A 17,435-nucleotide genomic window follows, 5' to 3' on the forward strand; every position below is an offset into this window, starting at 1 on the left:
GACTGCCTCGACGTGGGCGCCGGCGTTCCGGCCGGCGCCTTTTCCATGGTTCGCGCGTCACGCCGCGGCCGCATGCTTGCGCCGCGGTGACGGGACCGCCAAGACTGGCGCGCATGGCTACCCCGCCTGTTGTCACCCCGACGTTGGTTGCTGCGTTGCTGTTCAGTCTGGCCGGAGTCGCGTCCCTGCGCGCGGCCGACTACCCGATCCGCCCCGTGCCGTTCACGGCCGTGCGCGTGACGGACGGTTTCTGGAAGGCGAAGCAGGAGACGAATCGCACCGTCACCGTGCCCTTCGCGCTCGACCAGTGCGAGGAGTCGGGCCGGTTGAAGAACTTCGACCTCGCGGCCGAGGTCATGCGCCGGCGCGCGGCGGGCGAGAAGGATTTCCAAATCCAGCCGCCGACGATCTACCCGTTCGACGACACCGACGCCTACAAGGCGATCGAGGGCGCGTCCTACGTGCTCAGCATGCGGCCCGACGCCGCGCTCGCGGCGCGGCTCGACCAGTGGATCGCGCGCATCGCGGCGGCGCAGGAGCCCGACGGCTACCTCTACACGTTCCGCACGATGCATCCCGACTCGCCCGGCCATAAATGGATCGGCGCGAAGCGCTGGGAAAAGGACCCCGAGCTCAGTCACGAACTCTACAACTGCGGCCACCTCTACGAGGCGGGCGTCGCGCATTTCCAGGCGACTGGCCAGCGCACGCTGCTCGACGTGTGCCTGAAGAACGCCGAGCTGCTCTGGCGCGACTTCGGCGACGGCCGGCTCCGCATCGCGCCGGGCCATGAGATCGTCGAGATGGGCCTGGTGAAGCTCTACCGCGTCACCGGCGACGCGCGCTGGCTGAAGCTCGCGCAGATCTTCCTCGATGCGCGCGGCCCGAAGGGGAATCCCTACAGCCAGCAGCAGGCGCTGGTCGTCGACCAGACCGAGGCGGTCGGGCACGCCGTGCGCGCGAACTACCTTTATTCCGGCATGGCCGACGTCGCCGCGCTGACCGGCGACGCGCGTTACCAGCGCGCGATCGAGCGCATCTGGACGAACATGGCGTCGCGCAAGCTCTACCTCACCGGCGGCGTCGGCGCGCTGGCGAAGGGCGAGGCCTACGGCGCGGACTACGAGCTGCCGCACGACGGCTACAACGAGACCTGCGCCGCCGTCGCGCTCATGATGTGGGCGCACCGGATGTTCCTGCTCAGCGGCGAGAGCCGCTACATGGACGTCTTCGAGCGCACCGCCTTCAACGGCTTCCTCAGCGGCGTCTCGGCGAGCGGCGACCGGTTCTTCTACCCGAATCCGCTCGTCTACGACGGCGCGGCCAAGAACAACCACTCGCACGCCGGCCGCGCGCCGTGGTTCGGCTGCGCCTGCTGCCCGCCCAACCTCATGCGCACGCTCGCGGCGCTGTCGGGCTACTTCTACGCCGTGAAGGACGACGCGCTCTACGTAAACTTCTACGCGGCGAGCGAGGGCGAGGTCGACGTGGCCGGCCGGAAAGTGCGCGTGACCCAGACGACGGATTACCCGTGGAGCGGCCGCGTGCAGCTGAGCTTCGCGCTGGAGAAACCCGCCACGTTCACGCTCAAGCTCCGCATTCCCGGCTGGGCGCAGGGCCGCCCCGTGCCATCGGACCTCTACCGCTACGAAAATCCCCGGACGGCCGACTGGTCCGTGCGCTTCGGCGCCGAGCGCGCCGCGCTCGTGGAATCCGACGGCTATGTCTGGCTGACGCGCGAATGGCGCAGCGGCGACCGCATCGAGGTCGACCTCGCCCTGCCGCCGCAAGTTGTCCGCGGCCACCCGGCCATCGCCGCGACGGAAGGGCAGGTGGCCTTCGAGCGCGGGCCGGTCGTCTACTGCTTCGAGCAGGCTGATCAGCCGATCCCGGAGAAGGTCAGCCGTGCTCCGAAGCTCCTCCCGCATCCGCGGCCGGACCTGCTCGGCGGCGTGACCGTGCTCGACGTCGATGGCGCCACCGCCGTGCCGTATTTTGCCTGGGCCAACCGCGGCGTCGGGCCGATGGCGGTCTGGCGGCCGGTGCGTTAAGGTCGCCGTTCGCGTCGTTGTAGGTGTAGGGCGGGGTCTCCTGACCCCGCCGCGATGCCTTCGCGATGTTCCCGGCGGGGTCGGGAGACCCCGCCCTACATGCAAAGCCGCGCCGCGGGACTCCGCGCTTGCCGCGCGGGCGTTTCGCGGAAGACTGCGCGGCACCCCGTCGCCCATGATGCACCACGCCGCTCGTTGCCTTGTCGCTTTCGGTTTCACCGCGCTCGCCGCCTTCGCCGCGGACGACAGTTTCCGCCACGGCCAGCCCGCGCAGTCGCAGCGCTCCGCCGCCGACTACGTGCCCGATCTCGCCGCCTACGCCAAGTCGCAGTCGAGCGAGCTGCGCGAGCTGGTCGAGCGCTACAACGCCGACCGCGAGGGCCTGCTCGTCATGCACCCGGTGCCGAACTCGCCGCTGCAGCTGCGCCGCCTGGGCGAGTTCTACCGCGCCTGGCAGGCAAAGCTCGACGGCATGAATTACGACCAGCTCGGCGTCGAGGGCCGCATCGACTGGCAGCTGATGAAGGCCGAGCTGAAGTTCCAGCTCGCGCTGCTCGACCGCCAGCAGAAGCGCATGGCCGAGATCGTGCCGCTGCTGCCGTTCTTCGAGCAGCTCGCCGGCCTGCAGGAAAAGCGCCGCGAGTTCGCCCGCCCCGACGGCAAGGCCGCCGCCGCCGTCCTCGCCGACGCCCGCGTGCAGCTGGAGGCGGTGCGCAAGGCGCTCGAGTCCGGCCTGGGCGACAAGCCGGCCGAGAACGCCATCAAGCCGGACAAGATCGTCGCGCTCCGCGCCATCAACCAGCTCGGCGCCACGAGCAAGCAGCTCGGCGACTGGTTCAAGCACTACGACGGCTACGATCCGGAGTTCGGCTGGTGGACGCGCGAGCCCTACAAGAAACTCACGACCGCGCTGGACGATTACGCGAAATTCCTCCGCGAGAAAGTCGTCGGCGCCAAGCCCGGCGAGGACGAGCCGATCGTGGGCGACCCGATCGGCGCCGATGGTCTCGCGGTCGACCTCGAGCACGAGATGATCCCCTACACGCCCGAGCAGCTGATCGCCGTCGCGGAAAAGGAATTCGCCTGGTGCGAGACCGAGTGGAAGAAGGTCGCGCGGGAACTCGGCTACGGCGACGACTGGAAGAAGGCACTGGAGAAGATGAAGGAGGACTACGTCGCCCCCGGCGACCAGCCGCAGATGATCGCGGGTCTCGCCTACGAGGCGGTGGATTTCGTGAAGAAGCGCGACCTCCTCACCGTGCCGCCGCACATGGTCGACGACTGGACGATGACGATGATGTCGCCCGAGCGGCAGAAGGTGAACCCGTTCTTCCTCGGCGGCGACCGCATCATCGTCTCGTTCCCGACCGACACGATGGACCACAAGGACAAGCTCGACAGCCTGCGCGCGAACAACGTCCACCTCTGCCGCGCCACCGTCTTCCACGAGCTGATCCCCGGCCATCACATGCAGTTCTGGTATCTCGACCGCTACAACCCGCACCGCCGGACCTTCGACACGCCCTTCTGGATCGAGGGCTGGGCGCTGTGGTGGGAATTCCACCTCTGGGACCTCGGTTTCCAGCAGCAGCCGCTCGACCGCGCCGGCGCGCTCTTCTGGCGCACCCACCGCTGCGCGCGCATCATCTTCTCGCTGAATTTCCACCTCGGCAAATGGACGCCGCAGCAGTGCATCGACTTCCTCGTCGACCGCGTCGGCCACGACCGCCACACCGCCACCGGCGAGGTGCGCCGCTCGTTCAACGGCGACTACTCGCCGCTCTACCAGGTCGGCTACATGATGGGCGCGATCCAGATCCGCGCGCTCTACGCCGACCTCGTGAAGAGCGGCAAGATGGGCGAGAAGGAATTCCACGACGCGATCATGCGCGGCGGCTCGATGCCGATCGAAATGGTCCGCGCGCACCTGACCGGCACCAAACTCCCGCGTGACTACCGGACGTCGTGGAAGTTCGTCGGCGAGAACCCGTGAAGAAGCCGCGCTCTTCCAAGAACGCTCCGCCCGCGCCCGCGGCGCCGGCCAGCAAGGTCCTGCGCTGGGCCGTGGCCGTCACCTGCGTGGCGGCGATCGTGCTGCTGATGCGCCTCGCGCGCGACATCCTCGCGCAGATCGAGGCGCAGGGCGGCACCGGCGGCGCCGGCACGCTGCGGCTGCTGACGGGTCTCTTCGTCGTGATGTGCCTCGCCGGCTTCGTTGCCGCCGGCCTCTGGAAAGTGGGCCGCAGCCTACTCGACCGCGACGACAAGCGCTAGCGCCGCGCTGCGTGCTGCGCGTCCAGGCGGCCGAGCAGCTCCGCGTCGTCCATCTCCGCCGGCCAGCCGCAGGCGGCGGCGAGCGCGGCGTCGATCGCGACGCTGTCCTCGGCGCGCGCGGCGCGGGCGAGCGCGAAACGCTGCTCTTCCTGGACGCGGTTGAGCGCGCTCAGCGGGGTCGCCGGCGGCCACGGGAACGGAAAGGAGCGCAGCGCCGAGAGCGCGTCGCCGCCGCGGGCGCACCAGAGCGCGAAGGCCCGTGACGCCAGCACGGCCGCGCTGAAGTCGTCGTCGCGCGCCCACACCACCAGCGAGTCGTCGGGCAGGACGTCGCCTTCGATCCAGGCGAAGGCCGGCTCCGGGTCGGCGGCGGGGCAGGCGAGGAAGCGTTCGAGGCGGGCGAGGGCGTTGCGCAGCGCGTCGTCGCGTGCCGGGCGCGCGAGCGTGCCGCCGGCGCGGCCGAGGGCGGCAAACGGGGCGAGGTAGAGCCGGGCCTCGGCCTCGCTCATGGCGGCGGGAAAATCGATCGCGGTCACGCGTCGCTCGCCGCCGTCGGGCGCGAGACCGATGAACTCGCGCAGCACGTCCGCGTTGGGCTTCCCGGTCGGATTGCGCGCGGCGCGCAGGCGCCGCGCCTCGGCCGCGCCGACGAGCCGGGCCGCGTCGAGCCGCTCGCCGCGGAAGGCGAACGGGAGGTTTTCGGGCAGCAGGGCGGGGGCGGGCACGAGTTATCCGTTGCCGAAGCCGGGCCCTTCGCCAAGCGTGCAGTGCGCATGAAGCGCACGCTGCTTTACCCCTGGCGCTGGCGTTGCTCGCGCCGCTCGATGCCGCCACCAACCTCGAGAGCGTCCGCGCCGACCGGGCGGCGCGCCAGCAGGAGTTGATGGCCGAATACCGCGAGTTCGTCGCGCTGCCCAACGTCTCCGGCGACCGCGCGGCCGTGCGCCGCAACGCGGAGTTCCTGGTCGCGGCGATGCAACGCCGCGGCATCGCGGCCGAATTGCTCGAGGGTGAGACGACCGCGACCAATCCGGCGGTGTTCGGCGAAGTGAAGGTGCCGGGGGCGACGACGACGGTGATCTACTACGCGCATTACGACGGCCAGCCGGTGAACCCGAAACAGTGGGCGGAGGGCCTGGAGCCGTTCCGGCCGGTGTTCCTCACCGCGCCGGTCGAGCGCGGCGGCAAGGTGGTCGCTTGGCAGCCGGGCCAGCCGATCGAGCCCGCGTGGCGGATCAGCGGCCGCGCGGCGGCCGACGACAAGGCCGGGGTGTTCGCGATCATCAATGCCTACGACGCGCTCGTGCGCACCGGGCAGCCGCCGACGGTGAACGTGAAGTTCTTCTTCGAAGGCGAGGAGGAGATCGGCTCGGTGCATCTCGCGGAGCTGTTGCGGAAGCACCGGGCGAAGCTCGCGGGCGATCTCTGGATCATCTGCGACGGCCCGCGCCACGTGTCCGGCCGCAAGGTCGTGCAGTTCGGCGTGCGCGGCGATGTGAACCTCGATCTGATCGCGTATGGCCCGAAGCGTCCGCTGCACAGCGGCAACTACGGCAATTTCGCGCCGAATCCCGCACAGCGCCTCGTCACGCTGCTGGCGAGCCTGAAGGACGACAACGGGCGCGTGCTCGTGAAGGGTTTCTACGACGACTACGTGCAGTTTTCCGAGACGGAGCGCCTGGCCGTGCGCGAGGCGTCGTTCGCCGACGGCGCGCTACTGCAGGAGCTCGGCCTCGCGCAGCCCGAGGTGCCCGGCCGCGCGCTGCTGGAGGGTTTCGAACTGCCCACGCTCAACATCAACGGCATCCAGAGCGCCAACGTCGGCCGGCTGGCGGCGAACATCATCCCGAGCAGCGCGCGCGTGACGCTCGATCTGCGGATGGTGCTCGGCAACGACTGGCGGCGGCAGGTGCAGCGCGTGCTCGACCACATCCGGGCGCAGGGCTGGCACGTCATCGACCACGAGCCGACGGACGAGGAGCGCCTGGCGCACACGAAGCTCCTGCGCGTCGAGGTCGGCTCCGGCTACAACGCGCAGCGGACGCTGATGAATCTCCCGCTGGCGCAGAAGGTCGTCGCCGCGGTGCAGGCCACCTCCGCCGAGCCGGTCGTCCGGCTGCCGACCGGCGGCGGCAGCCTGCCACTGGTCGTGATCGAGCAGGAGCTCGGGGCGAAGGTGATCACGGTGCCGGTGGCGAACTACGACAACAACCAGCACGCCGAGAACGAGAACATGCGCGTCGACTACCTCTGGGAAGGCATGGCGACCTTTGCGGCGTTGATGCGCCTCGACTGAGCGATGGCCGGGCGGGCGTTCATCGGTTGCCAGGGCTGGGCGCATCCGCCGTGGGTCGGGCGCTTCTTCACCCGCGACGCGCGGCGGGAGGATTTTCTCCCGCAATACGCGTCGGTGTTCCCGACGGCGGAGGGCAACGCCACCTTCTATGGGCTGCCCGCGGCCGAGACCGTGCGCCGGTGGGGCGCGGAGGCGCCGGCGCACTTCCGGTTCGCGTTCAAGTTTCCCCGGGCGATCTCGCACGAGCGAAGATTGGCGGGGGCCGAGCGGGAGACCGCGGAGTTCCTCGCCCGGGTGGCGCCGCTCGGCGAGCGGCTCGGGCCCTTCTTCCTGCAGGTGCACCAGTCGTTCCGCGGCGCCGACCTGCCGGTGCTGGCGCGCTACCTCGCAAAGCTGCCGCGGGAGTTCAGCTACGCGGTCGAGGTCCGCGCGCCGGAGTTCTTCGACGACAGCGCGTCCGAGCGGGCGCTGGACGATCTGCTGCAGGCGCGCGGGTGCGAGCGGGTCGTCTTCGACACCCGGGCGCTGTTCGCCTCGAAGGTGGACGACGAGTTCGCGCGCGAGGCGCGGCGCAAGAAGCCGCGCGTGCCCGTGAAGGTGAAGGCGCTGGGCCCGCGGCCCTTCGTCCGCGTGGCGGGCGATCCCGACATCGCGCAGAACCGCGCGGGACTGACCGAGTGGGCGCGTCAGGTTGCCGGCTGGATCGTGGAGGGGCGCGCGCCGTGGTTTTTCCTGCACCACGCGGACGACACCTACACGCCGCACCTGGCGCGGCTGTTCCAGGAGCTGCTGCACGCGCAGTCGCCGGACGTGCCGCCGCCGCCCGTCTGGCCGGTCGAGCGGGAGCGCGCCGCGCGGCCCGAGCAGCTCGGGCTGTTTTGACGCGGCGTTGACCGAAATGGTCTTGCTGGGGCGGACGCGGCGCGGTTTCACAGAGGCCATGCGATTCCTCCTCCTCGCCATCGCATTTGCGTTCGTGGCCGCGGAGGCGTCGGCGGTTTACTACGGCCAGACCCGTGCCGAGGTGCTGCAGGAGCTCGGGAAGCCGACCTCGGAGCTGAAGCGCGGCGAGCGCGAAATCCTGATCTACAAGGCCGGCCGGCTCGAACTGGAGGACGGCAAGGTCGCTGTCGTGCAGGGATTGCCCGTCACCGACGGCCCGGTGGCGGCGCCAGCGGTGCAACCCGCGCCGTCCGTGCCCGAGCCGGCGACGGCGCAAGCCGAGCCGAAAAGCTCCCCGGCTCCGACTCCGGCCCCCAAAGCGGCGGCGAAGGCGAAACCGGGCACCGAGCAGGAGCTGATCGAGGCGGACGCCGCCGCGCGCACGAAAATGGAGAAGGAGATCGAGGCCCTGGAGAACCCGCCGCCCGCGCGGAGCAGCCTCCCCGCGGGCCCGCCGCGCTGGCTGACGTTCCTGGTCGAGCTCCTGATCAAGGCGCTCATGACGCTCGCGGCGCTGTGGCTCACGACCAAGTATTGGAGCGTGGAGATTTCGTGGTTCGGGCTCGGGATGGCGGCGTTGGCGGACACGGTGACGCGCGCGATCGTCGGCGCGGTCGCGCTCTGGGCCCTCGGCATGGGCACGACGATGTATGCCGACGAGGCCACGGCCGGGATCATCCTCGTCGTGGTGCTCCGCAAGGTGAGCTACAACCAGTCGCTCGGCCAGGCGGTCACGATCGCGCTCACGTCGAAGACGTTTTCGATCGTGGTCGGCTCGTTTCTCACGGTTTTCCTCATGCACACGCTGTTCGGCGGCAGCGGCGGACTGATGCCGTTCTGAGCTCCGGCGGGGAGGGGAGACGAGTCCTCCGATGCGCCGGCGCGAAAATTCCTCTTGCCTGTGGAGTCTCGCCAGCTACCTTGTCGAATAAAGGTAGCTTGCTCAGCACGAATCCATGGCCATCGACGAAAAGTTCACCGCGATCCGCAAGGGACTCCTCGAGTTCCTGGTGCTGAAGATCATCGCGGCAGAGAAGGTCTACGCGGCCGACATCCTCGCGCAGCTGGCGAAGACGGATTTCGCGACACAGGAGGGCACGCTTTATCCGCTGCTGAGCAAGATGCGGCGCGAGGGGCTGCTCGACTACGAGTGGCAGGAGTCGGAAGCGGGGCCGCCGCGGAAGTATTACGAACTGACGGCCAAGGGCCGCGAACAGCTCCGCGAGACGCTCGACTACTGGGGCAAGATCAGCGGCACGGTGAAGAATCTCGGACAAAAATGAACGGCTCGCGCGCCATCCTCCCATGAACAAGGTGATCACGATCAATCTCGGCGGCACGGCCTACCAGCTGGAGGAGCCCGGCTACGACGCCCTGCGCGCCTATCTCGAGGCGGCGGGCGAGCGCCTGCGTCGCAACCCGGACCGCGACGAGATCTTGTCCGACATCGAGACCTCCATCGGCGAAAAATTCCGCGCCCGGCTCAGCGCGCACAAGAACGTCGTCACCTCCGCCGAGGTCGCAGCCGTGCTCGCGGAGATGGGACCGATCGAGGACGACTCGACGGCGCCGGCGGGCAGCGCCGCGTCGGCGCAGGCCGGGAGCGAGGAGTCGGCGGAAGCTCCGCGCGCCGCCGAGACCGGCGGTCGCGGTCCGGTGAAGCGGCTCTATCGCATCTACGACGGCGCGATGGTGTCGGGCGTGTGCAACGGCCTCGGCGCCTACTTCGGCCTCGACCCGGCGATCGTGCGCGTGGCTTTCGTGTTGCTGGCGCTGCTGTGGGGCTTCGGCCTGCTGGCCTATCTGCTCCTCGTGGTCGTGGTGCCGGTGGCCAATTCGCCCGAGGAGAAGGCCGCCTCGGCCGGCGAGCCGTTCACCGCCCAGGAATTCATCCGGCGCGCCCGCGCGGGCTACTACGGGGCGATGCGCGATTTTCACGACCGCCATGCCCGGCGGGAATGGAAGCGGCGCTTCCGCGAGGAAATGCGCAGCTGGCGGCGCTCGTTCCGCCATGAAATGCGGGCCCGGGCCTGGGCGGGAGCGACCTGTCATCCGGCCGGCGGCGTGGTGCCGCCGCCGAGCTTCGCGCTGCCCTTCGTCTCGATGATGCACGGCCTGCTGGCGGTGCTGATGGCTTGCGCGGTCATCTCGCTGCTGGCGACCGGCACGCTGCTCGGCGCCGCGCTGCCGGCCACCCTGCCGGTGTGGCTGGCCCTGCTGCTGCTGTTCTTCCTCTACGGGCTGGTGGTTTGGCCGCTGAAGGCCGCGCGCCGGGCGTTTTATCACGGACCGCTCTCCGGCCCGCCGTGGGCGTGGTCCGCCGCGCTGGCGGTCGACTGGGCCGTCTGGCTGGCGGTGGTCGCGGTGCTGCTGTGGCTCGCGTTCCGCCACCTGCCCATGGCGCAGGACGCGGTGCACAATCTGCCGACGGTCGTGCGCGAGGCGGTGCACAGCGTCCGCGAGTGGTGGAACAGCAAATGAGCACGCCGCTCCTCCCGCTCTCTCCGGGCAGCGTGCTCGCGATCGGGCGCCTGCAGCAGCTGCGCGGCGAGCTGGCGGATCTCGCCTTCCTGCTCGAGCGGCGCGGCCGGCGCGATGCGGCGGATGCGGTGAACGTCGTGGCGGGACGAATCGCGGCGATCGAGGCGGAGCTCGTCGGTCCGGTGGAGGCCGGGGCGTCGTGATCGCGGCCGTCGTCGTGCTGGCGGCGCTGATGGTGCTGGTCGCGACCGACCCGGCGGACGGGAGCGCCTGAGCGGCGGCGCGCCTAGTCGTTGAACTGCATCCGCGGGTTCGAATCGAGGAACTGCGCGATGGCCGCGACGAAGGTCGCGCCGAATTCCGCGCGCTTCTTCTCGCCGATGCCGGTGATGCCGTCGAGCTGGTCGACGTCGATCGGGTATTCCCGCGCCAGCTGGCGCAGCGTGGCGTCGCCGAAGATGACGTAGGCCGGCACGCCGCGCTCGTCGGCGAGCTTCTTGCGCAGCTCGCGCAGGCGGGCGAAGAGGATCTCGTCGCACGCGATCTCGCCCTCGCGGCGCGTGACGCGCCGGGCCTTCGGGAGCGCGAGCGGCTTGGTCAGCGTGATCTTCTCGCGCGAGCGGAGGACGTTCATGCCCGCCTCGGTCAGCTCCAGGATCGGGTATTCGCCCTCGGCCTGAGCGACGTAGCCGAGGCGCATCAGCTCGCGGCCGATGGCGGCCCAGGCGGGGCGGGCGAGGTCCTTGCCGATGCCGTAGGTGGAGAGCTTGTCGTGATCCCAGCGGAGGACCTTCTCGGTCTGCGCGCCGGTGAGCACCTCGATGAGGTGGTTCAGGCCGACGCCGAAGCGGCCGGTCTGGCGGATGCGGTAGATGCAGGAGAGGAACTTCTGCGCCACGACGGTGCCGTCGTAGGTCTCGCGCGGCTCGAGGCAGTTGTCGCAGGCGCCGCACTCGTCGAGCGGGAACTTCTCGCCGAAGTAGTCGAGCAGCTCGCGGCGGCGGCAGCCGGCGCTCTCGGCGTAGTGCATCATCACCCGGAGCTGGTTGCGCGCGACGGCCTTCTCGTGCTCGTCGGTCATCTCGTCGATGAAGTGCGTCTGCTTCGCGGCGTCGCCGCCGGAGAAGAGCAGGAGGCAGTCGCTCGGCAGGCTGTCGCGGCCGGCGCGGCCGGTTTCCTGGTAATAGCCCTCGATGTTCTTCGGCAGGTCGTGGTGGATGACCCAGCGGACGTTGGGCTTGTTGATGCCCATGCCGAAGGCGATCGTCGCGCAGATGATGCGGCACTCGTCGCGGAGGAAGAGCTCCTGGTTGCGGGCGCGCTCCCCGGTGTCGAGGCCGGCGTGGTAGGCGCGGGCGGAGAAGCCGCGGCCGGCGAGCGCCTCGGCGACGCGCTCGGTGGTGGCGCGCGTGGCGCAGTAGATGATGCCGCTCTCGTCCTCTCGCTTGCGGACGAAGTCGATGATCTGTTTCAGCGGCTGGTCCTTCGCGAGGACGCGGTAGGTGAGGTTGGGCCGGTTGAAGCTGGCGACGAAGACCGCGGGATCGCGCAGCTGGAGGTGGCGCACGATGTCGTCGCGCACGCGCTCGGTGGCCGTGGCGGTCAGCGCCATGACGGGCACCTCGGGGAGCAATTTGCGCAGGCGGGCGAGCTGGCGGTATTCGGGGCGGAAGTCGTGGCCCCACTCGGAGACGCAGTGCGCCTCGTCGATGGCGAGCGCGGTGACGTTCCAGTTGGCGAGGTTCTCCTTCCACTCGTCGAGCATCAGGCGCTCGGGGGCGACGTAGAGCAGGCGCCACTCGCCGCGGTGGAGGCCGCGCAGGCGGGACTTTGCCTCCTCGGCGGTGAGCGTGGAGTTGAGGAACGTGGCGGCCACGCCGGCGGCCTGGAGTTGGTCGACCTGGTCCTTCATCAGCGCGATGAGCGGCGAGACGACGACGGTCAGGCCGGGGCGGTGCAGGGCGGGAAGCTGGAAGCAGAGGGATTTGCCGCCGCCGGTGGGGAGCAGGGCAAAGACGTCGCGGCCGGCGAGGGAGGTCTCGATGATCTCGCGCTGCAACGGGCGGAAGGCGCCGTAGCCGAACGTGGTTTTGAGCGTGAGCAGGAGGTCGTCCACAAGCTGTCCAGAGTGCGTGACGGCCCGGGCGACAATCAAGCGCGGAGGCAAAAGCACCCGCGAGAATTTATTTCAATCCCAGCCAGCGGGCGAGGGCGGCGACGGCCGCGGCGGACGCATAGCCGCGTTTCACCGCGCGTCCGGTCACGCGTAGGCGGCCGGCGGCGCGGTCGGCCTTCGGGTCGACGTGGCCGACGAGCTCGGTGCCGGCGAGCAGCGGGAGCGAGTAGTGTCCGCGCACGCGCTGGGCGGGCGGCGTGTAGGCTTCCCAGGTGTAGGCGAAGTTCCAGAGCGAGGCCGTAACGCGGCGGTCGTAGATCAGCGGGTCGAGCGGGGCGAGCAGGAGGGGCGCAGGAGCCGGGCGGGGAAGGTCCGAGGCCGCGAGCTCGAGCGCCGGCAGGTCGGCCTGCAGGCAGTAGAGCGGCGGGCAGCCGTCGACGGCGACGGGTTGGACGAGATCGGCGACGAGGGGCAGCTCGGTGCGCTTGAGGGTGCAGAGGCGGCGTTGGCGGAGCTTCAGCTCGGCGCACCAGCGCGCGGTGGCGCGGCGCGGCGGCTCCGGTTGGGCGAGCAGGGACGCGGGCAGGATCCGCTCGGGCAGGTCGTAATAGCGGCGGTTGCCCGTGCCGCGTCGGGCGATGAGGAGGCGGCCGTGGAAGAAGAGCTTTTGCAGCGTGGCCTTGACGAGCGAGGCGGCGCCCCAGACCTGGCGGGCCCGGCCGTGGTCGTCGAAATCCTCCGCGCTGAGCGGGCCGCGCGCGGCGATCTCGGCCAGGAGTTTTTCGGCGAGGGCCTTTTGTTTGGCCGAGAGTCGTCCGGACCACGGGCCGGAGCGGTGGGTGCGCCGCCGCATGGCGCCGAGGAGGTGCGGCCAGGCCTCGTGGCCGAAGGCGACGAGGATGTTGGCCTCGGGGTGGTGATGCTCGAACGCGGTGCGCGCGGCGGCGGGCTTCGGTGCGGCGTCGCCGTGCAGGTGGCGCATGAGGTCGCCTTCGCGGTAGCCGGCGACGCGGTTGCGCAGGATCAGGTCGTGCATGCGCCCGCAGATGTTGAGCGGGTCGATCTGGATGTAGCCGTGGTGGGCGAGCGCCGCGGCGACGTCGGGGACCGGGGCGTCGAGCAGCAGGGCGCGGCGCATGAAGCGGCGGGCGTGGTCGGGGGCGAGGCGGAGCGGGGTCACTGACGGCAGAGGGCGGGGGGACGGGAGACGGAGCGCGGAAAGCCGAGGGCGAAGCGGCGCGGTGGGCAAGCCCGGGTGCGTGGCAGTGGCGGTTGCGAGCGGACGGAACAGTGCCCGGCCGAGTCGGGAGGCGCCGGACTGCGGGACCGGCGGACAATCGGCTGGCTTGCCTCGCCGGCGGCGGCGGGCGTCGGTCCACGGCGGCCGAAAACAAAACGGCCGCGCCCGAACGGCGCGGCCGGAAAGTTATCTCGCGGCGGAGAACCTTACTTCTTCGGCACGGCGGCCTGCAGCTCGTCGAGGCGCTTCTGGAGGGCGTTCATCTCGGAGACGAGGCGCTCTTCCATCTTCTTGCGGTCGGAGCTGTTGACGATGCTCATGCTGGCGGCGTCGCGCACGACGTTGGCCGGGAGCGAGAGCAGGCGGGTGAGGAGGCCCTGGTCCTTGAAGCTGCTGAGGTAGAGGGCGGTGATCTCGTGCGAGAGCTTCATGGAGTCCTGCGCGATGGCCTGGGCGGTCATCACGTTGTTGTTGAGCTCCTGGTTGCGGGCCATCTCGGCGGTGAGGACGCCGCTGATCTGGTTCGAGATGCGCTGCGAGTATTGGTTGATCGACTCGCGGGTGAGGTTCTGGTCCTTCGACATCTCGGCGAGGATGGGGGAGATCTTCTCGGCGAGGCGGCCGCCGACCTTGTCGATCTGCTCGTTCTGGATCTTCTCGGCTTCCTCGGGGGTCTTCGGGACCTGGCCGTAGGGGAGGACCTTCTGCGCGATGGCCTCGGCGAGCTGGTTCATCTTCTCCTGGTTCAGCTTCTGGACCTCCTCGTCGGTCATGAACACGTCGGCGGAGCGCTTCGCGATGGCGTCTTTGAGCAGGGTGTTGACGGACTCGATGTGGCGGCGGGTCTCCTCCGCGGAGGCTTTGAGCTCGGCGTTGGTCTGGTCGCGCAGCGCGGTCATTTCGGCCTGCTGGCGCGCGGCGAGGTCCTGCACGGTCTTTTGGTGGAACCAGAAGATCGCGCCGCCAACGAGAATGGCGGTGAGGATGACCGCCGGGATTTGTGCTTTAAGATTTTGCCACATGTGTGTGTCGGGTTGAGATAACTGCCGACAGTCAGACAGATAGAATGTTCAAATGCAACGCCGCCTTCGCCCCGCCAAACGTGTAAAAACTTCTGCCGCATGAGCCTGAACCGCTACGAACAATCGCTTTTCGACTACTGGGGCCGCCACCCGGAGGAGCAGCGGCATTGGCAGATGAAGACCGTCGAGGCCGGCAAGGGCGCGGCGGCGCCGGGCGAGCTCGCGCGCCGGCTGGAGCGCGAGCTGTGGGATTATTTCGTCGAGCGTCATGCGCAGGTGCCGGCCCTGCGCTCGCTGCACCCGGGCACCGTCCCGCGCGTGAGCATGCTGAACCTTGCGGAACTGATGCTGCGCCTGTGGGGGCCGCTGCCGAAACCGAAGCGCGCGCCCACGCCGCCGTTCGAGCGGTAGGCGGCGTGCTCAGGCCTCGCGGCGGAGCGTGACGATCGTCGCGCCCCAGCCGCCGCTGGTCTCGTCGCCCAGGCGGAAGCCCGCCACGCGCGGCGAGCGCCGCAGGCGCGCGTGCACGGTCTCGCGCAGGGTGCCCGTGCCTTTGCCGTGCACGATGCGGACGGAAAAATCCCCGCGCGGACGCACTCCGCGAAATAGTCTTCGAGCAACGGCGCCACCTCGCTGGGACGGAACGTGTGCAGGTCGAGCTCGCCGGTGATCGGCAGGCGGACGGGATCGTTGTCGCCGGGCGAAGGGGGCGGTGCGGGCTCCACGCTCACACGAAACCGCCGCCGCCCCCGGCGCGCAAAGAAAACCCGCCCCTTGCGGGGCGGGTTTCACACACACACACAACAAATGGGGAGGCTCAGGAGCGCGCCTGGTGGTGCCGCGGCGCGGCGACCGCGATCGAGCGCTCGTTGGAGGCGGCGGACGGCTGCTGCGCCACGAGGTTGAACGAGGGGAGCTCGGTGCGGACGGCGAACGCGGGCTGGGCCTTGGCGCGAAGCTCGGCCAGGTTGCTGGCGATCGTCTTCTCCGCGGCGGTGTAGCGGGCGGCGGTGACGGTGAAGGCCGGGAGCACGACGAGGTTGTCGTTCGAGTTCTGCACGGCGGCGGAGGCGGCGGTGACGGTGAGGCTGGCGCTCACGAGGGAGAGGAGGAAAGTGATCTTCTTCATTTTCGTATCGGTTGTTGCCAGCACTACACGCAAGCGCGGTGCCAAGTTGCGCGTCGCTGCGTAAGTGCCGCTGCATGCGCGGAATGAATTTTTTCGGGTCCCATGCGGAACCGGGCCGCCCCCGGTGCGGCGTCACGCGGGCGGCATCGGCGATTCCCACGCATGGGACGATTCGGGGCGGGTCATGCCTGACCATGACTTTTGGCGGGCAAAACACCGTGGCGCGGCGCGGCGTGCTCGGGCCGAATGACCGCCGTCGGCTCCTTTCCGCCATGCTGCAACTCGACCATCTCACCCAGCGCTACGGCGCGCTCACCGCGCTCAACGATGTCTCGCTCACGATCGGGCGCGGCGAATTCTTCGGCCTGCTCGGCCCCAACGGCGCGGGCAAGAGCACGCTCATGTCCCTCGTCGCCGGCCTGCGCGAGCCCGCCGCCGGCACGCTGCGGCTCGACGGGGTCGCGCTGGCGGGACGGCCCGCGGAAGTCGTGCGCGCGATCGGCTTCGTGCCGCAGTCCGTCGCGCTCTACGAGGATCTCACGGCGGACGAAAACCTCGGCCTCTACGGCCGCCTCTACGGCCTCGCCGGCCGGAAGCTCGCGGCGCGGATCGACGCGTGCCTCGACGCCGTGCAGCTCACCGACCGCCGCCGCCACGCGGTGAAGACCTACTCCGGCGGCATGCAGCGCCGGCTCAACCTCGCGGCAAGCCTCCTGCACGAACCCAAGCTGCTGCTCTGCGACGAACCGACCGTCGGCGTCGACCCGCAGTCGCGCAACGCGATCTTCGACCTGCTCGAGCGCCTCAACCGCGACGGACTCACCGTCATCTACTCCACGCACTACATGGAGGAGGCGACGCGCCTGTGCTCGCGCATCGGCATCATCGACCACGGCAGGATCCTCGCGCTCGGCACGCTCGACGAGCTGCTCGCGCAGCTCCCCGCGGCCGAGGTGGTGAGCTTCGCGCGGAACGGCGCGCCGGCGCCCGCCCTCGCCGCGCTCGCGCGCTTCGGCACGCTGCGCGAGCGGGACGAGCGCTGCGAGGTGCTGCTCGCGCCCGGGGTGCGGCTGGCGGACTTCTTCGCCGCGACACAGGCGGCCGGCTGGCCCGACCGTGCGTTCACGCTGAAGCGCCCGACGCTCGAAGATCTCTTCCTCCACCTCACCGGCAAAACCCTCCGCGAATGACCGCCATGCACCTCGTCCTCACCCTGCTGCGAAAGGATTTCCTCAACTTCAAGAAGGACCGCGTCGCCGTCGGCCTCACGTTCCTCGTGCCGGTCGTGCTGATCTACATCTTCGGCCAGGTCTTCGGCGTGAACCGCCGGGACACCGGCCCGGTCGGCATCCCGCTGGCGGTCGTCAACCAGAGCCGCGCGCCCGAGATCGCCACGCTCGTCGCGGCGCTGAAGCGCGAGAAGGCCTTCCGCGTCGTCGAGACGGAGCCGGACGCGTCCGGTCAGGCGCAGGCGCTCACCGAGGCGGGCGTGCGCGCGGGCTTCCAGAGCGACCGCTACCGCTTCGCGCTCGTGTTCCCCGCCGACGCCACCAGCGACGCGCGCTTCGGGCTGCGCCTGAAGTTCCTGACGAATCCGCGCAACGACATCGAGACGCAGACGGTCACCGGCCTGCTGCAGAAAACCGTCTACACCGCGGCGCCGCAGCTCCTGCTGCAGTCGCTGCGCAAGCAGGCGGCGGCGTTCATCGGGGCGGCGGACACCGACAAGTTCTACGGCGAGATGGCGGGGGCGATCAGCCGCGCGTTCGGCCTCGACGAGGCGAAAGTCCGCGCTGCGATGGCGCGCGGCGAGATGCCGGGCCTCACCGCCGCGGGCGGCGGCCCGGCGGGCGAGGGAGCGGTGCGGGCGATTTCCTGAGCCGC

The 17,435-nt window shown here is 70.0% G+C and carries 18 protein-coding genes; 12 read left to right on the top strand and 6 right to left on the bottom strand.

The window, feature by feature from the left end; translation table 11 throughout:
- The first annotated feature begins 113 nt into the window (after positions 1 to 113).
- From ACMYLB_RS08815 to ACMYLB_RS08825, 3 genes are all read left to right on the top strand, one after another.
- Positions 114 to 2,051, top strand: coding sequence for a glycoside hydrolase family 127 protein (locus ACMYLB_RS08815; protein WP_415910557.1), 1,938 nt, complete (start codon positions 114 to 116; stop codon positions 2,049 to 2,051).
- 175 nt (positions 2,052 to 2,226) lie between these two features.
- Positions 2,227 to 4,044, top strand: a complete 1,818-nt coding sequence (locus tag ACMYLB_RS08820) for a DUF885 family protein (protein ID WP_415910558.1) — start codon at positions 2,227 to 2,229, stop codon at positions 4,042 to 4,044.
- Positions 4,041 to 4,325 (top strand): hypothetical protein, encoded by a 285-nt coding sequence (locus ACMYLB_RS08825; RefSeq protein ID WP_415910559.1) that lies wholly within the window; start codon positions 4,041 to 4,043, stop codon positions 4,323 to 4,325. The genes ACMYLB_RS08820 and ACMYLB_RS08825 overlap by 4 nt, the downstream gene beginning before the upstream one ends.
- Here ACMYLB_RS08825 and ACMYLB_RS08830 read toward each other — a convergent pair.
- Complete coding sequence (locus tag ACMYLB_RS08830) at positions 4,322 to 5,050, bottom strand: hypothetical protein (RefSeq protein WP_415910560.1); 729 nt, start codon at positions 5,048 to 5,050, stop codon at positions 4,322 to 4,324. The genes ACMYLB_RS08825 and ACMYLB_RS08830 overlap by 4 nt on opposite strands.
- A gap of 83 nt (positions 5,051 to 5,133) precedes the next feature.
- Here ACMYLB_RS08830 and ACMYLB_RS08835 point away from each other — a divergent pair, with 83 nt between their 5' ends.
- From ACMYLB_RS08835 to ACMYLB_RS08860, 6 genes are all read left to right on the top strand, one after another.
- Positions 5,134 to 6,621, top strand: a complete 1,488-nt coding sequence (locus ACMYLB_RS08835; protein WP_415910561.1) for a M20/M25/M40 family metallo-hydrolase — start codon at positions 5,134 to 5,136, stop codon at positions 6,619 to 6,621.
- A 3-nt stretch (positions 6,622 to 6,624) separates the two neighbouring features.
- Positions 6,625 to 7,503: a DUF72 domain-containing protein gene (locus tag ACMYLB_RS08840; RefSeq protein ID WP_415910562.1), complete on the top strand. Its 879-nt coding sequence runs from the start codon at positions 6,625 to 6,627 to the stop codon at positions 7,501 to 7,503.
- Between the two features lie 58 nt (positions 7,504 to 7,561).
- Complete coding sequence (locus ACMYLB_RS08845; RefSeq protein ID WP_415910563.1) at positions 7,562 to 8,404, top strand: hypothetical protein; 843 nt, start codon at positions 7,562 to 7,564, stop codon at positions 8,402 to 8,404.
- Positions 8,405 to 8,519: 115 nt separating this feature from the next.
- Positions 8,520 to 8,846: a PadR family transcriptional regulator gene (locus ACMYLB_RS08850; protein WP_415910564.1), complete on the top strand. Its 327-nt coding sequence runs from the start codon at positions 8,520 to 8,522 to the stop codon at positions 8,844 to 8,846.
- 22 nt (positions 8,847 to 8,868) lie between these two features.
- Positions 8,869 to 10,044 (top strand): PspC domain-containing protein, encoded by a 1,176-nt coding sequence (locus ACMYLB_RS08855; protein WP_415910565.1) that lies wholly within the window; start codon positions 8,869 to 8,871, stop codon positions 10,042 to 10,044.
- Positions 10,041 to 10,247: a hypothetical protein gene (locus tag ACMYLB_RS08860; protein ID WP_415910566.1), complete on the top strand. Its 207-nt coding sequence runs from the start codon at positions 10,041 to 10,043 to the stop codon at positions 10,245 to 10,247. Before ACMYLB_RS08855 ends, ACMYLB_RS08860 begins: the two co-directional genes overlap by 4 nt.
- 83 nt (positions 10,248 to 10,330) lie before the next feature.
- Here the strand turns inward: ACMYLB_RS08860 and recQ are convergent, their stop codons facing one another.
- From recQ to ACMYLB_RS08875, 3 genes are all read right to left on the bottom strand, one after another.
- Entirely contained in the window at positions 10,331 to 12,160 is a 1,830-nt protein-coding gene (gene recQ / locus ACMYLB_RS08865) for a DNA helicase RecQ (protein WP_415910567.1), read from the bottom strand.
- Positions 12,161 to 12,227: 67 nt separating this feature from the next.
- Positions 12,228 to 13,340 (bottom strand): DNA glycosylase AlkZ-like family protein, encoded by a 1,113-nt coding sequence (locus tag ACMYLB_RS08870; protein WP_415910568.1) that lies wholly within the window; start codon positions 13,338 to 13,340, stop codon positions 12,228 to 12,230.
- Positions 13,341 to 13,606: 266 nt separating this feature from the next.
- On the bottom strand, positions 13,607 to 14,422 hold the full coding sequence (locus ACMYLB_RS08875) for a hypothetical protein (protein WP_415910569.1): 816 nt from the start codon (positions 14,420 to 14,422) through the stop codon (positions 13,607 to 13,609).
- A gap of 99 nt (positions 14,423 to 14,521) precedes the next feature.
- Here ACMYLB_RS08875 and ACMYLB_RS08880 point away from each other — a divergent pair, with 99 nt between their 5' ends.
- Entirely contained in the window at positions 14,522 to 14,833 is a 312-nt protein-coding gene (locus tag ACMYLB_RS08880; protein ID WP_415910570.1) for a hypothetical protein, read from the top strand.
- A gap of 9 nt (positions 14,834 to 14,842) precedes the next feature.
- Here ACMYLB_RS08880 and ACMYLB_RS08885 read toward each other — a convergent pair whose 3' ends face one another.
- Positions 14,843 to 14,986 (bottom strand): Smr/MutS family protein, encoded by a 144-nt coding sequence (locus ACMYLB_RS08885; RefSeq protein WP_415910571.1) that lies wholly within the window; start codon positions 14,984 to 14,986, stop codon positions 14,843 to 14,845.
- A 253-nt stretch (positions 14,987 to 15,239) separates the two neighbouring features.
- On the bottom strand, positions 15,240 to 15,551 hold the full coding sequence (locus tag ACMYLB_RS08890) for a hypothetical protein (protein ID WP_415910572.1): 312 nt from the start codon (positions 15,549 to 15,551) through the stop codon (positions 15,240 to 15,242).
- 272 nt (positions 15,552 to 15,823) lie between these two features.
- Between ACMYLB_RS08890 and ACMYLB_RS08895 the strand changes: the two genes are divergently transcribed.
- Together ACMYLB_RS08895 and ACMYLB_RS08900 are read left to right on the top strand one after the other, a co-directional pair.
- Complete coding sequence (locus tag ACMYLB_RS08895; protein WP_415910573.1) at positions 15,824 to 16,741, top strand: ABC transporter ATP-binding protein; 918 nt, start codon at positions 15,824 to 15,826, stop codon at positions 16,739 to 16,741.
- Entirely contained in the window at positions 16,738 to 17,430 is a 693-nt protein-coding gene (locus ACMYLB_RS08900) for a hypothetical protein (RefSeq protein ID WP_415910574.1), read from the top strand. The genes ACMYLB_RS08895 and ACMYLB_RS08900 overlap by 4 nt, the downstream gene beginning before the upstream one ends.
- The last annotated feature ends 5 nt before the right edge of the window (positions 17,431 to 17,435 follow it).

This window comes from Oleiharenicola sp. Vm1 (assembly GCF_047777955.1).
Lineage (GTDB): Bacteria > Verrucomicrobiota > Verrucomicrobiia > Opitutales > Opitutaceae > Didemnitutus.